15 protein-coding genes are annotated in these 13,899 nt (G+C 68.3%); 6 read left to right on the top strand and 9 right to left on the bottom strand.

Annotated features, from left to right (window positions below):
• The first annotated feature begins 117 nt into the window (after positions 1-117).
• Positions 118-756, top strand: coding sequence for a TetR/AcrR family transcriptional regulator (locus tag LQ566_RS12005; protein WP_231091944.1), 639 nt, complete (start codon positions 118-120; stop codon positions 754-756).
• Positions 753-2,966: a glycoside hydrolase family 3 C-terminal domain-containing protein gene (locus tag LQ566_RS12000; RefSeq protein WP_231091943.1), complete on the top strand. Its 2,214-nt coding sequence runs from the start codon at positions 753-755 to the stop codon at positions 2,964-2,966. The genes LQ566_RS12005 and LQ566_RS12000 overlap by 4 nt, the downstream gene beginning before the upstream one ends.
• Before the next feature lie 69 nt (positions 2,967-3,035).
• On the opposite strand, the gene LQ566_RS11995 is transcribed toward LQ566_RS12000, so the two are convergent.
• The 4 genes from LQ566_RS11995 to LQ566_RS11980 all read right to left on the bottom strand — a co-directional run bounded on the left by LQ566_RS11995 (position 3,036) and on the right by LQ566_RS11980 (position 7,855).
• On the bottom strand, positions 3,036-4,595 hold the full coding sequence (locus LQ566_RS11995) for a class I adenylate-forming enzyme family protein (RefSeq protein WP_231091942.1): 1,560 nt from the start codon (positions 4,593-4,595) through the stop codon (positions 3,036-3,038).
• Positions 4,596-4,622: 27 nt separating this feature from the next.
• The gene (locus LQ566_RS11990) at positions 4,623-5,855 is read right to left on the bottom strand and encodes a thiolase family protein (protein WP_231091941.1); all 1,233 of its coding nucleotides are present in this window, start codon (positions 5,853-5,855) and stop codon (positions 4,623-4,625) included.
• A 61-nt stretch (positions 5,856-5,916) separates the two neighbouring features.
• Positions 5,917-6,852, bottom strand: coding sequence for an MBL fold metallo-hydrolase (locus tag LQ566_RS11985; RefSeq protein ID WP_231091940.1), 936 nt, complete (start codon positions 6,850-6,852; stop codon positions 5,917-5,919).
• Between the two features lie 22 nt (positions 6,853-6,874).
• On the bottom strand, positions 6,875-7,855 hold the full coding sequence (locus LQ566_RS11980; protein WP_231091939.1) for a fumarylacetoacetate hydrolase family protein: 981 nt from the start codon (positions 7,853-7,855) through the stop codon (positions 6,875-6,877).
• A 167-nt stretch (positions 7,856-8,022) separates the two neighbouring features.
• Between LQ566_RS11980 and LQ566_RS11975 the strand changes: the two genes are divergently transcribed.
• Positions 8,023-8,757, top strand: a complete 735-nt coding sequence (locus LQ566_RS11975) for a GntR family transcriptional regulator (RefSeq protein ID WP_231091938.1) — start codon at positions 8,023-8,025, stop codon at positions 8,755-8,757.
• Positions 8,758-9,029: 272 nt separating this feature from the next.
• On the opposite strand, the gene LQ566_RS11970 is transcribed toward LQ566_RS11975, so the two are convergent.
• The 4 genes from LQ566_RS11970 to LQ566_RS11955 all read right to left on the bottom strand — a co-directional run bounded on the left by LQ566_RS11970 (position 9,030) and on the right by LQ566_RS11955 (position 11,406).
• Positions 9,030-9,614: a VanZ family protein gene (locus LQ566_RS11970; RefSeq protein WP_231091937.1), complete on the bottom strand. Its 585-nt coding sequence runs from the start codon at positions 9,612-9,614 to the stop codon at positions 9,030-9,032.
• Positions 9,615-9,751: 137 nt separating this feature from the next.
• Positions 9,752-10,156 (bottom strand): GNAT family N-acetyltransferase, encoded by a 405-nt coding sequence (locus LQ566_RS11965; protein WP_231091936.1) that lies wholly within the window; start codon positions 10,154-10,156, stop codon positions 9,752-9,754.
• 59 nt (positions 10,157-10,215) lie between these two features.
• A complete protein-coding gene (locus LQ566_RS11960; RefSeq protein WP_231091935.1) occupies positions 10,216-11,019 on the bottom strand; it encodes a glutamate racemase in 804 nt (267 codons plus the stop codon).
• Positions 11,020-11,076: 57 nt separating this feature from the next.
• Positions 11,077-11,406: a DMT family transporter gene (locus tag LQ566_RS11955; protein ID WP_231091934.1), complete on the bottom strand. Its 330-nt coding sequence runs from the start codon at positions 11,404-11,406 to the stop codon at positions 11,077-11,079.
• A 66-nt stretch (positions 11,407-11,472) separates the two neighbouring features.
• On the opposite strand from LQ566_RS11955, the gene LQ566_RS11950 reads away from it, so the two are divergent.
• Together LQ566_RS11950 and LQ566_RS11945 are read left to right on the top strand one after the other, a co-directional pair.
• A complete protein-coding gene (locus LQ566_RS11950) occupies positions 11,473-12,012 on the top strand; it encodes a TetR/AcrR family transcriptional regulator (RefSeq protein WP_231091933.1) in 540 nt (179 codons plus the stop codon).
• Positions 12,005-12,421 carry a DUF5360 family protein gene (locus tag LQ566_RS11945; RefSeq protein WP_231091932.1) on the top strand — a complete coding sequence of 139 codons (417 nt, stop codon included), beginning with the start codon at positions 12,005-12,007 and terminating at the stop codon, positions 12,419-12,421. The genes LQ566_RS11950 and LQ566_RS11945 overlap by 8 nt, the downstream gene beginning before the upstream one ends.
• Before the next feature lie 58 nt (positions 12,422-12,479).
• On the opposite strand, the gene LQ566_RS11940 is transcribed toward LQ566_RS11945, so the two are convergent.
• A complete protein-coding gene (locus LQ566_RS11940; protein ID WP_231091931.1) occupies positions 12,480-12,776 on the bottom strand; it encodes a hypothetical protein in 297 nt (98 codons plus the stop codon).
• Between the two features lie 18 nt (positions 12,777-12,794).
• Here LQ566_RS11940 and LQ566_RS11935 point away from each other — a divergent pair, with 18 nt between their 5' ends.
• A complete protein-coding gene (locus LQ566_RS11935) occupies positions 12,795-13,601 on the top strand; it encodes a GntR family transcriptional regulator (RefSeq protein WP_231091930.1) in 807 nt (268 codons plus the stop codon).
• Positions 13,602-13,899: the final 298 nt, after the last annotated feature.

Below are 13,899 nucleotides of genomic sequence, written 5' to 3'. Positions count from 1 at the left end.
GTTCGTCAATGGTGATTCGGATGGCTCCGAGCGGAGCGTGGAGTCAGTATTGCACATTTTCTACCAACTGGTAGGTTTTAATCTACCGATTGGTAAGTTTGCGACGAAGGGGTGCAGATGCCGTCCAAAGGGGAACGCACGCAGCAGCGGATCATCCTCGCCGCACTCGAGCTCTTCTCCGAGCGCGGGTTCATCGCGACCTCCGTGCGCGACATCGCCGCACGTGCCGAGATGACGCACGCGGGCCTCCTGCACCACTTCGACAGCAAGGACGACCTGCTGGTGCGCATCCTCGCCTTCCGCGAGGACCAGGACGTCATCAACGCGCGCCGGTTCTCGGACTACGGCATCGATCGCCTCTTCGCCTGGATCATCGACGTGGTGCAGGCCAACGAGGCCGATTCGTCCCGCGTGATGGCCTTCGTGCGGCTGTCCGCCGAGGCGACGGATCCCGCCCACCCCGCGTACGCGTACTTCTCGCGGCGGTACGACCGCATCCTCACCGCGCTGGACGTCGCCTTCGCGGCGCGCTTCGCCGCCGTGCCCCCGCCGCATCCGATCGCCTCTCGCGACGCGGCGATCGGCATCGTCGCGCTCATGGACGGCCTCCAACTGCAGTGGCTGATCCGTCCCAGCAGCGTGGACATGACCGGGATGGTCCGCCGGCACCTCTGCGCACTCGGCGTGAGCGTGCCCGACCTCGACGATGCTGTTCTGCACCCCACCTCTTCCCCGGACCGAAGGAGCTCCCCGTGACGACCTCACCCCTGTCCCCCGTGCCGCTCGAAAGCCGTGCCGCCCTTGTCAGCGGCGCGACCACCTGGACCACCGGTGAGGCTCCCGGTCTGCGCGCGCTGCACCTCGCCGATGGGCCGCACGGTATTCGAAGCCAGGGAGCCGAAGGCGATTCCCTCGGCATCGGCAACAGCCGGCCTGCGGTCTGCTTTCCGCCGGCCGTCGGCCTGGGGGCCACCTGGAATCCCGCCCTCGCGCGCCGTGTCGGCGAAGCCCTCGGTGATGAGGCGGCCGGTCTCGGAGTGGACGTGATCCTGGGCCCCGGGCTGAACATCAAGCGCTCGCCGCTGGGCGGGCGCAACTTCGAGTACCTCTCCGAAGATCCGCACGTATCCGGAGTGCTGGCCGCCGAGCTGGTGCGCGGAATCCAGTCGCGGGGTGTGGCCGCCACGCCCAAGCACTTCGCGGTGAACAACCAGGAGACGGACCGCATGCGCGTCAGTGCGACGGTATCCGAGCGGGCGCTGCGGGAGATCTACCTGCCGGCGTTCGAGTACGTTGTGCGTCAGGCGCACCCGTGGGCGCTGATGTCGGCGTACAACCGGATCAACGGCGTTTTCGCGAGCGAGCACCCGTGGCTCCTCACCGATCTCCTCCGCGGCGAGTGGGGCTTCGACGGGCTGGTGATGAGCGACTGGGGAGCCGTGGACGATCCTGGCGCCGCACTCGCGGCGGGTCTGGACCTCGAGATGCCGCCCTCGGGGCGCACGGATCGCGTGCTGGCCGCCCTGGGCGCGGGCACGCTGCCGGAGGCCGCACTCGATGCGGCGGTGGGCCGGCTGCACACACTCGCCGACAGAACCGCGGCACCCCGCGGCCGGCGAGATGTCGCCGAAGCGGAGGCCGTGGCGCTGCTGGCCGCGCGCGAGGCCATCACGCTGCTCCACAACGACGGCACCCTCCCTCTCGCACCGACATCCCGGCTTCTGGTGGTCGGTGAGTTCGCACGGACTCCGCGCTTCCAGGGCGGCGGGTCGTCGCGCGTGAACCCCACTCGTGTGATGTCGGCGCTGGACGCCCTGCGCGACCTGCACGACGGCGCCGTGGAGTTCGAAGCCGGATTCACGTTGCGCGGCGACGCGGACGATTCGCTCGCGGACGCAGCGGTCTCCCGAGCCGGCGAGAGCGATGTCGTCGTACTCTTCCTCGGCCTCGCCGACAACGCGGAATCGGAGGGCTTCGATCGCACCACGCTCGCGCTGCCCAGCGAACAGATCGATCTCCTGCACCGCCTGTCCGGCACGGGTCGCCCGCTCGTCGTCGTGCTGTCCAACGGTGGCGTGGTCGAGGTCCCGTGGCGCGACACCGCCAACGCGCTGGTGGAAGGCTGGCTGCTCGGACAGGCGGGAGGCCGCGCCCTGGCGGAGGTCCTCACCGGCGCCACTAACCCGTCCGGCCGGCTCGCCGAGACCATTCCGGTGCGGCTCGAGGACACGCCGAGCTTCGCGACGTTCCCCGGTCGCGACGGCGAGGTGATCTACGGCGAGGACATCTATGTGGGCTACCGCTCGTACGACACGTTCGCGCGTGAAGTGGCGTACCCCTTCGGCCACGGCCTGTCCTACACCACGTTCGCCTACGAGGAAGCAGCGGTGTCATCCAGTGGCGAGAATGCATGGCGCGTCCGGGTGACGGTCCGGAACACGGGCGATCGCGCAGGGTCGGAGGTCGTCCAGCTGTATGTCGCTCCGCCGGCCACCGCGCCGGGCCCCGTGACGCGTCCGGCGCACGAGCTCCGGGGTTTCGCCAAGATCCTGCTGGCGCCCGGCGAGACCGGTGCGGTCACGATCGACATCGGGCCGCGCGATCTGGCGTTCTGGAACGCGCGGGCGAGCCGCTGGCAGATCGATCCGGGCACCTATGTGCTGGAGGTCGGCGCTTCCTCCCGCGACATCCGACTCCGCATGGACGTCCGCTCCCCCGGTGACGGCCAGGTGGACCCCCTTCGGCTGGACTCGACACTCGGCGAATGGGCGCAGCACCCCGTCACGGCGCCGATGGTGCGCGCGATGCGGGACGGTCTTCCCGCCGAGCTGCAGGATACCGCTCCAGAGCTGGCCGCCATGGCACAGGCCACACCGGTCATGAAGCTCACCACCTGGGGGCTCGGGGTGACGGAGGAGATGGTGCGCGATGTGGTGGCGCGGACGATTCCAGGATCATCAGAGTGACGTGCACCGCTGCTCCGCCTGTCCGGTGGGCGCATGCCGCGACGCGTTCCAGCGTCAGAGCGATCGTCCCTAGATGCGTCGGCCGCTGGCGGTCCAGTACGACTCGCGCACCGCACGCTTCAGCACCTTGCCCGTCCCGCTGCGCGGAAGCTGCTCGACGATATCGACCCGTTTCGGCGCCCGCACGCTGCCGAGACCAGCCTTCGCCCACGCGATCAGCTCCTCCGGCGTCACGCTGCGTCCCGGTGACAGCTCCACGACAGCGACGACCATCTCCCCCCAGTCGTCGTGCGGCGCGCCGATCACCGCGCAGTCGTTCACCGCGGGGTGGCTCCAGATCACCTGCTCCACCTCGCTCGGGTAGACGTTGAAGCCGCCGGAAATGATGAGGTCCTTCTTGCGATCCGTGACCGACAGGTAGCCATCGGCGTCGATGTGGCCGATGTCGCCGGTGTGCAGCCAGCCGTCGACGATCGTCTCGGCGGTCTTCTCCGGGTCGTTGTAGTAGCCGCGCATGACCAGGTCTCCGCGTACGCAGATCTCCCCGCTCACACCGACGCCGACGGGATGCGCGTCGTCGTCGCGGATCTCGACCGACAACAGCGGCCCCGGCCTCCCGCAGCTGTTCAGTCTGTCGTCGGGGGCCAGCTGGCCGTCCACGAAGCGGTCCTCGGGCGTCGCGAAGGAGATCGCCGCGAAGGCCTCGGTCTGGCCGTATCCGCCCATCAGGACCGGGCCGAAGACCTCGATCGCACGCTTCAGTTTCTCGACCGACATGGGCGCTGCGCCATGGGCCAGATAACGCAGCGATGAGAAATCACGGGTCTGTCCGTCGAGCCAGTCCAGCAGACGGTAGATCGCGGTCGGCGGAAGGAACAGGTCGGTGACCCCGAAGCGCTCGATCGCCTCCACCACGGAGGCGGGGTCCGCCCGCTCGATCAGCACGACGGTGCCGCCGCGGGCGGTGGTCTGCAGGCTCAGCACTCCCGCGGTGTGCGTCAACGGCGCGGCCGCGAGGTTCACCTTCGGATCCGGCTCCGCGTACCGGAAGGCGAGGAGATGGTGGGCACACGCATTCGTCAGCGAACGATGGCTGTTCATCACACCCTTGGGCAGTCCGGTCGTGCCGCCCGTGGGTGAGATCATCACGATGTCGTCGGGGTCGTAGCCGACCACCGGTCTCGTCGGGGGCTGGTGCCGCGTCCACACATCGAGCGACGGGAACGTGTCGCCCTCGTCCGCATCGATGCACACGGTGAGGCGGATGCCGGGAACCAGCTCGATGATCTGGCGCACCTCGTCGCGCATCGTGCTGTGGAAGAACAGCACGGTGCAGTCGAAGCGCCGCATCAGCTGCGCGGTGGTCGCCGATGGCTCGCCGGGGTGAAGCGGCACCCAGGTCTTCCCCGCCCGCCAGATGCCGAGCACGCAGATCCACGCCACAGGGTCGTTGGGGGCGAGCACGGCCGCGTGCACGTGTGCCGGCAGTCCAGCGTCCAGCAGTGCGTGGGCGATGCGGCAACTGAGCTCGCCCGCCTCGTCGTAGGTCCAGTGGCGTTCGCCCATGACGTAGGCGGTACCGGCAGGGTTCTGGCGCCAGCCCCGGTCGAACAGGTCGATGACCGACATCCGTGTCCTCTCATGATCGTGACGGCATCATCGCCGCCGGTTCTGCAGAATCGTGACGACCGCGACGGCCTCTTCCCCGGCCACGAATCCGCCGCCGTTCTCCGCCAGCGCGATACGCGCACCGTCCACCTGGCGGGCTCCGGCCTCGCCGCGCAGCTGTGTGACGAGTTCGAACACCTGACCGAGTCCGGTCGCGGCGAGCGGGTGGCCCTTGGATTCCAGGCCGCCGGAGGTGTTGATCGGGATCCGCCCGCCGAGCGAGGTTACTCCGGCTTCCGCAGCCGGCCCGCCCTCCCCCATCGCGACCAGTCCCAGCAGCTCGCTCACCAGCACCTCGCCGAAGGCGGTCGCGTCGTGCACTTCTGCCACGTCGACCTCTGCGGGGCCCACGCCGGCGCTCTCGAACGCGCGCTGCCCCGCGAGGCGCGTGACGTGACGGGAGAAATCGTCCGGTGCGCGAGTGGTGCCCGTTCCCACCGCACAGGCGAGCACTTCGATGCTGCGATCGCCGGCCAGCCGACGCGCCACGGGCTCACTGCACACGATCACCGCCGCGGCGCCGTCGGTGAGAGGCGAGCACATGGGCACGGTGAGCGGAAACCCGAGCGGACGCCCGGCGAGCACGTCTTCGATGCTCATGTCGCGGCGGAAGTGCGCCAGCGGGTTCGCCACCGAATGTCGGTGGTTCTTCGCCGCCACGGCCGCGAGCTGACGCTGCGTGGAGCCGTAGGCGGCCATGTGGGAGCGTGCCATGGCCGCGTAGATGTCCATGAATCTGCTGCGCGGGCCCACGGCGCTCAGATCGACCTCGCCACCGAGGTCGCGAAGGATGCGATCGAGGGCGGCGGGATCCGAGACGTCGTACGCGCCGTCGAAAACGGTCATGCTGCGCATCCGGTCGCCGACGTTCATCTTCTCGACGCCCACCGCGAGCGCGATCTCCGATTCCCCGGCCCGCACGCTGGTGATGGCGAGGCTGAGCGCGGACGATCCGCTCGCACACGCGTTCTCGACGTTGAAGACCGGAACGCGCTCGAAGCCCATTCGCCGCAGTGCGACCTGGCCGGGCACCATCAGCTGACCCTCCAGAGCGCCCTGCGTAGCGTTGGCGAAGAAGACGCTGTCGATCTCGGCGACGGCGATCCCCGCATCGTGCAGTGCGTCATTCACGGCGCGAGCCGTGAGACCGCCGACCGTGTCGTTCTCGTGCACCCCGAACGGCGTCATGCCGACGCCGGCGATGTGGGCATTGTGACTCATGCGCACTCTTCCTGTGTGAGCGGGCATGCTGCGAGAGCGAGCCCGCAGCATGCCCGGCGGATCAGACGATCTCTCGCAGCACGGGCCCCAGAGCAGCGCCCGGCGCGTCGGTGGGGTGCGCACGAAGAGCCTCGTACATCCGATCGACGCTCCACTCCTGCAGCTCCCGTCCGGCCGCCTCGCGCAGTCGCGGCGGCATGTCCTCGCGACCGACGAAGGGCACGTGCAGCAGCTCGGCAACCGAGAGCACACCGCCGCGTTCGGCGACCTGCTGGGGCGTGACCCCCTCGGCGTGATCGACACGGGCCTGATCGAGCGCGGCGAGCAGCTTCGTGCGCCAGTAGTGCAGGTCCTCGCGCTTGAGCGGGTCGGAGTGCCCCTGGACGTACCAGTCGACGTCGAGTGTCTCCAGGAGCGCGATCGTCGTGAGCCAGGAGATCGGATTGCCCGACTGGATGGCGGGGGTGGTGCCGGTGTCGGCGATGAAGGCGACCCGGTCGTCGACGGCATGCACGATGGTCGATCCCATGGTGTGTCCCGGCGCCTCGAACAGCGTGAATCGCTTACCGCCGAGCGCGAAGTTCATCCGTCCGCGATACGTCATCGTGGGCCGGGCCATCTCGAAGGCATCGATGAACGCCGGATCGGAGTCCGGATAGTAGCCCCAGGTGCGCATGGCCTCACGAGCGGCCTCGTCGCTGTCGAGGCCCGCCGCGGTGGTCTCGGAGGTGATGAGAACCTCGGGCTGCAGGATGGGTGCGGACACGGCGTGATCGGAGTGGTGCTCACAGTAGATCTGGAAGCGCAGCGCCCCCTTGGTCTCGATGAACTCCTTCCAGATGGCCGCCCGTCCCGGCGACATGGGACCGTCGATGGCGACACAGCCCTCGTCGGTGACCACGAGGCCCGAGTACGGATAGGTGCCGAAGACGTAGACGTCATCGCTCAGGCGGATGAGGCGAGGGTCGCCTTCCAGGGCGGGTGCTGCTGCGTTCATTTCTCTCTCCTGTTCGCGGTTGTTACGGCTTCGGTACGACGTACTGGGTCAGAACGCCGATCTTCTCGATGTCGAGCTCGACGAGGGCCGGGCGCGGCAGGCGTCGACCGATCTCGAAGGACGACCCGTTGCGCACGGTTCCGGTCCCCCACACCTCGCCGGCGACGATCTCTTCGCGTGCGCTTAGCTGGACCACCGCTTCGGGGAAGGAGTGCAGCATCTGCGAGGAAGAGCCCTCGCCCCACACCTCACCGTTCACGCGCACGCTCATGCGCAGCGCACCGGGATCGCCGATCTCGTCCCGCGTGACCACGCAGGGTCCGAACGGGTTGGAGTGCGCGAAGTCCTTCGCGTTCCCGTGCGCTCCGGCTCCGGCCAGGGCGTTGCGCGCCTGGACGTCGCGCAGCGACCAGTCGTTGTAGACGGTGTAGCCGAAGATGTGCGACTCGGCATTCTCAGGCGCGATGTTCGAGCCCGTGGTCCCGATGACGGCCGCGAGTTCGAGCTCGTAGTCCAGGTACTCGCTGTCGGCGGGCCACTCCAGGACGGCGTTCGGTGCGGATACCGTGGCGGGGTCGCGTTCCGCGAACTGCACCGGGGTGGAGGGGTCGTAGAGCGTGTTGAACGCGTCGTCCATCTGCCGATAGAACTCGCCGTACGAGTGCGGAGTCCGGGTGTTCTCCGTGAGCCAGTGAGCGGTCCGGGAGATGCTCTGTCGCAAATGGCTGACCATCAGTCCGCAGTCGCGCATACGCCGCGGAGTGAAGGGAGCGAGCAGAGTGACGACATCGCGCATCACCAGAGCGGACTCGTCGATCTGCTGGTACGCCTCCGCCGCGCGGTCGAGCGCGCGCTCTCCCCCGTCGATCAGAGCGAGCATGGACGCGAATGCCGGGTCGTCGGGATAGCGAGCGGTGAGGTCTGTGTAGGTCTCACCATCGTTGTTGTCGACGCCGAGGCGCGGGCTCAGGTCCCCGGGGCGGTGGAAGGTGACGAACTTCATCTCTTGCTCCTTCAGATTCACGACGCGAGTCGTGGAAACATCGTGACATGTCACGTAAGCATGTTTCAGATGTTACGACTGCGAATCAGGGATCGCAAGAGGGGTAATCTGTGTTCGAAGGCGCGGCGGCCGGAGCCGCGCGAGCGATCTGACGGGAGGGTGGCTGGATGTCCGCATCGGCGCAGCGCGCGGCGACAGGAAGCGAGCTTCCACTGTCTGAGGTGGCTTACAACCGGATCCGAGACGACATCCTGTCGTGCCGGCTCGCACCAGGCGAGAAGGTGACGGAGCGCGGGCTGGTCGCCGACCTCGGCATGAGCATGGCAGCTGTGCGCAATGCGATGACGCGCCTCGACCAGGAGGGACTGCTGATCACGCAACCGCGCCAGGGGTCGGTCGTCGCACCGCTGTCGCTGCACTCCGTGGGCAAGCTCTTCGACTTCTGGGCGCTGCTCGCTCCCGAGATCGCCCGCACCGGGATTCCCGCCCTGCCCGACGACCAGCTCGCACGGGTGGTCGAGAACGGATCACGTCTGAGCGCCCACGTGGTTCCCGACGACGACGCCGCGACGCGCGACAACCTGCTGGCCGCGATCGATGCTGCCCTGCACATCTTCACGCTGCTCGCCGACGCCACGGAGAACCCCTACCTCATCGCCGCGCACCGTCGTCTCATCGGCGAGCTCAGCCGCGTCTGGCGGCTGGTCATCCAGTCCGAGTTCGACGAACTCGGCGGCCGCGTGAGCGCACTTCGGGACGTCGTGCGCTTCGTCGAGGCCCGCGATGCGGAGCGCAGCGCAGAATTCCTGCGCACCCACATCGAGGCATCACGACGGCGGGTACTGAGCGCCCTCGCGCGCTGGCCCTCCGTGAGCAGGTCGGAGATCACCGTCGTGCGGTGACGCGTCCGTGCGCTTCACCGCGTGCCCCGGCGACGACGCTGCGACGCATCCGCGTGAGCGTGCGATCGGAGCACGGAGCCCGGCCGCGTGTTCCAGCGCCGCGAACCGGGAGACCTCCCGTGCTCCGCTGATTTCCCCTCTGCAACGTCCCCACGTGGAGGCTGGAGGCCACACCCTCTGCCGGCTCGGACTGCTCGTGAATCCGCTCGCGCGAGCGGGCTCCAGCACCCCGGGGACACGGACTGCCCTCACACGGTGCTTCCCGGGTGATGTCAGGATCGGAGCGACACCGCCTCGGTCGTTCCGACGACGGGAGCCCAGCGAAAGTGCGCGATCAGACGCGCCAGCGCGGGCACGCGCATGAGCAGCACCAGCAGGCCGTAACCCAGCATGCCGCCGGTGACGTTGCTGACGAGGTCGCTGGCGTCCGCGATGTGACCGCCGCCGAACAGCTCCTGCACGGCGAGCTGCGTGACCTCGATCCCGAGGCTCGTCGCGGTCACCGCGATGAGGACCTTCCACCAGGTCGGTCGTGCGAGCACCATGGTCAGCAGCATGCTGAGCGGCACGAAGATGAGGGCGTTGAGCACCGCATCCCCGATCTCGTAGTCGGCGAACGGGACGAATACCACGCCGGAGTACCAGGGCTCGGAGCGGGGGCTGACGTTCGCGTAGATCGGAAAGACGGTGTTCGCGACGATTCCTGCTGCATACACGGCGAGCGCGGCCGCGACAGCGACCCGGCCGGGGCTGACCAGACGGATGACGGCTAGCCGCCACAGCAGAAGCCCGAAGACGAGGATGCCGAAGGGGATGACGATCGGCAGCATCGGGAGCTGATCGAAGTGGTCGCTCATGATCGTCCACGCTATCGACGCCGCGCTGCGAGATCTCCGAACGGTCGCCTGCCCCGTTTCATTGCGCGCGATTGGCTCCAGAACCTGCGGGATAGGAGCGAGTTGCGCGCGATGAACGGTTCATCAGCCTCCGAAGATCAGTCCAGGCGGATGAGCCCCGCCAGCGTGCTGCGGAATCCGCAGGACGCATAGAAGGATTCGAGCGCGGGTTCGTAGTCCACGTGCAGCCAGGAATATCCCGCGGCGGTGACCTCGGCCCGCAGTGTGTGGATCAGCGCTGACGCGATTCCCCGCCGCTGGTGTCCGGGATCGACGATCGTGTCCAGCACGAACGCGTGGGTTCCGCCGTCGCCGCAGGCATGGACGAATCCGACCAGTTCGTTCCCGTCGAAGGCACCCACCCACGCCACGCTGTGCCGCTCGAGGCGGGCCCGCCAGGGCGTGGTGCCCGCGTCGGGGCTTCCGAAGGCGCGGGCATGGAGACGGCCGAGTTCGTCGTCATCGACGGAGAACCGCACGCGCAGATCCACGGTGGCAGTCATGCCGGCTCCTCCTCACACCCCGCCGCTGATTCGCCGCCGCGAGCCGGGCCATCGGCCCGTCAGAGCTCAACCAGCGTGGGTGTGATGTCCAGCCGCATGCGCTGCAGCATCGACTGGAACTCGGCGAGGGGGTGGCTCGGCGATTCCGTCGCGAGAGATACCAGCCTGCCCTCCCCCGGCGTAGCCAGCGGCGCGAACTCGGCGACGACCTGGTCGGCGGGATCGAACAGGAAGAGGTCCGGCGCCTCCTGCGCGATCGCGGGAGCGAGCCACGGCAGATGAGTGCTCGACAGCGACAGCCCACCCAGGCGCGGGTGCTGATCACGAAGCGCCGCGAGGAAGTCGGCGATGGGCTGCGCGACCTGCGCGCGGTCGAGGAATGCCCCGGACTCGACGAGGGCGATCAGCGCGTCGGCGGGAACGGCGTGCACGCGGTCCGCGTCGTCACCGGCCTCCATGGCGATCAGGCGCTCCAGCGATTCACTATGCACGAGCACGCTTGCGCCGGCGACGACGAGGGTCCGGTCGTCGGGCAGGGCGGCGAGGGCCGCACGCACCGGCGGCACGACGCCCAGGATCGGGCCGCTCAACCGCTCGCGCAGAGGTTCGAGCACCGTTACGCTCGGCGCATTGGAGGCCAGGATGATCGAGCTCGCACCGAGACGCTCCAGAGCACGGGCCGCGCGGCTCACACTGTCCAGGAGCGACGATTCGCTCTGCGCTCCGTACGGGAAGCTCGCGCGATCCGCGAGGTACAGCACGTCCTGCTGCGGATAGGCGGCACGGATCCGGCGCACGAGATCGTAGCTGCCGATCCCCGCGTCGAAGATGCCGACGGGGCGGTGAAGGTCCTCTGGGGTCACGACGACGACTCTAATCCGGGATTCGCGTTGCGTTCCAGAATGTGCGGGCCCCGCACGTCACTCCGTCACCCCACCGAGCTCGACCAGCGCGACTCCGGCCACGATGAGAACCAGCCCCGCGCCCATCGTCCACGTGAGGCGTTCCCCGAAGACCACCCAGGCGAGAACCGCGGTCAGCGCCACCCCTGCCCCCGCCCAGGTCGCATATGCGGTGCCCACGCGCATGCCCAGGCGCAGCACCTGGGACAGCATCACGAAGGCACCGACGTAGCCCCCGACAACGGGGATGAGCCACGGCCACCGCGTGAGTCCGTCCGAGGCTTTCAGAGACAGCGTGGCCACCACCTCCAGCAGGATCGCTCCCCCGAGCATCAGCCATACGAGCATTCGCCTTCTCCTCTCCGATTGCGGCGCGAGGCGTTTACTGTACCGCACGTGCGGTACAGTAAACGCATGCACAAGGAGACACCAGCCGTCCGCGACGGGATCCTCACTGCCGCCGCGACCGCGCTGATCCGCGACGGCGTCGAGGCTTTCACGATCAGTCGCGTCGCCGCGGAAGCCGGCCTCAGCGTGGGCGGACTGCGCTATCACTTCGCGTCCAAGCAGGCCCTCCTGGAAGGCCTGATCGATCACGCGGTGGGCGGCTTCGATCAGGCCCTCGAACGCGCGGGCGATGCCCCCGGGGCCCGGACCCGCGCGTACATCGCCGCAGCGCTTCCGGGGGAAGGATCGGGCCGCATCGCCGCAGCGCTCGTTGCGACGGTGGCCGTGGACACAAGCATGCTGGCGATCCTGCGCCGGCACTTCGAACGCTGGCAGTCGATGATCGAAGACGACGGCATCGATCCCACGACGAGCACGCTGATCCGGCTCACGATGGACGGCTGGTGGCTCGCGGCGTTCGCCGATCTGGCCCAGCCGGATGCACCCACCGCAGCCGAGCTGAAGTCCCGGCTGACCCGCCTCATCGATGAGGCCACCGATGACTGACCGGCCGCGGGAGGACCGCCTGACGCGGCGAGTGAAGGCGACGATGCTGTGGACCGATCTCGGCTTTCTCGCATACTGGGTCGCGACGGCCGCAGGCGTCCTCTCGGTCGGTGGCGGGCAGATCATGAAGGACTGGAACTGGTCGTTCTTCGGCCTCGACCTCATCGCCATCACGACCGGCCTGCTGAGCCTCCCCCTCTCCCGCTGCGGGTATCCGGCCGGCCGGAGCCTGATGCTGGTCTCCCTCTCCCTGACGGCGGCCGCCGGGCTCATGGCCCTGAACTTCTGGGCCATCCGCTGCGAGTTCGACCTCGCCTGGTGGGCGCCGAACCTCTGGCTGTTCCTCTTCCCCGTGGTCGCGCTGTTCCTGTTGCTCCGACCCGCGTCCGCGCGGCTGCGATGCGGTTGAGGCCTCGGGAGTACCCCCTCGACCGACACACGCCCCTCGGCGTGCGTGTCGCCTAGGACTATGCCGCGACCGCGGGACGCTCCGGGGCTGCGGGCATGAGGGACGCGACCCCCGTCACGACCGCTGCCACGCCCGCGACCACGAAGTAGGCGCTGGACGCGGGGTTGGCAGAGGCCTCCGTCAGGAAGCCCACGAGGGTCACGCCCGCCGAGGCGAACAACTGCACCATGATGAACAGCGCCGCCGTGCCCTGCGCAATGGATGCCTTGGGCAGCACGCGATACAGGCTGGCGAACGTCGGTGCGGCGAGCGCGCCGAAGCCGAGTCCGAGCAGCGCCACCAGTGCGAGCACCACCGCGAACGGTCAGTGATCGTGACCGATCGCGATGAGCAGCGCCGTCACCGCCGTCACCGCCGCTCCCCCGCGTACGAGCACGCGTGGCCCGATGCTGTCACTGAGCCGGCCGCCAGGATGGACAGATGCCGGACTGCGCCGCCGCGATCGAGCGTCGACTTCGTCGCGACCGAGCTCTACATGCGCATCCTGGAGGGTGCGTACCCACCCGGGTCCTTCATCCGCCTCAACGAGGTGGCAACCGATCTCGGGGTCTCCATGATGCCGGTGCGGGAAGCGATCCGTGAGCTGGCATCGCTCGGCATCGTGGAGATGCTCCCCAACCGCGGTGCCCAGGTGCGAGAACTCAGCATCGACGATCTCGTGGAGACCTACCGGAGTCGGCTCTACCTGGAGACGCTCGCGCTCCGCCTCGGCGCCCCGAATTTCACCGAAGATGACGCAAAAGCGGCTCTCTCGGCGAACGAGGAACGCATGGAGGCGGTCGCGAAGGAAGACGCGTACGCGATGATCAGCGCGCATGAGCGCTTCCACTTCCTCCTCTACGAGACCTGCCAGAACTCCTGGCTGGTGCGGGCCCTGGTGCCCGGCTGGCGCAACACCGCCCGGTACCGGGACATCTCATTCGCCAGCTCGCCGATCCGCCGCCAGCACGACGAGCAGCACGCGCAGATGGTCGAAGCCATGTCGGATCACGACGGGGAACGAGCGGTTGCCATCCTTCATGCGCATCTCACCAGCGCTGCGGAGGAGGTTGCGCAGGAAATCGCGGGGATCTCGGTGCTCGAGCGTCTGCCGGGGGTGGATGAGCTTTTGGTTAGGTGAGGGGTACGGTCGATAGTGAGCGGCTCACGTCAGCGTGCGGGACTCTGCGCCCGGGAGCATGCAGGTCTAGTCAGTCATCGACGACCTGCGGCTTCGTTGCGCGCGGTGTGTCGAACCTAGAGCGCTCGGTTCTGCCGTGATTCCTGAGCCCAACTCGAGATGACGGCATTCTGTCGGAATTGAACCTGCGAGCCCTCGGCCCCAGGCGTCCGGGCGCTTCCGCCAGAGCCGAAATCTGCATGATTCCGGGGCTCAGGATCACGCAGAAGACGTCACGAGATGTATGGTTTGCATGATT

The organism is Microbacterium nymphoidis (genome assembly GCF_021044885.1).
Classification (GTDB): Bacteria; Actinomycetota; Actinomycetes; order Actinomycetales; family Microbacteriaceae; genus Microbacterium; species Microbacterium nymphoidis.
Note: the sequence above shows the minus strand (reverse complement) of the source record. Positions and strands in the feature narration are given on the sequence as shown.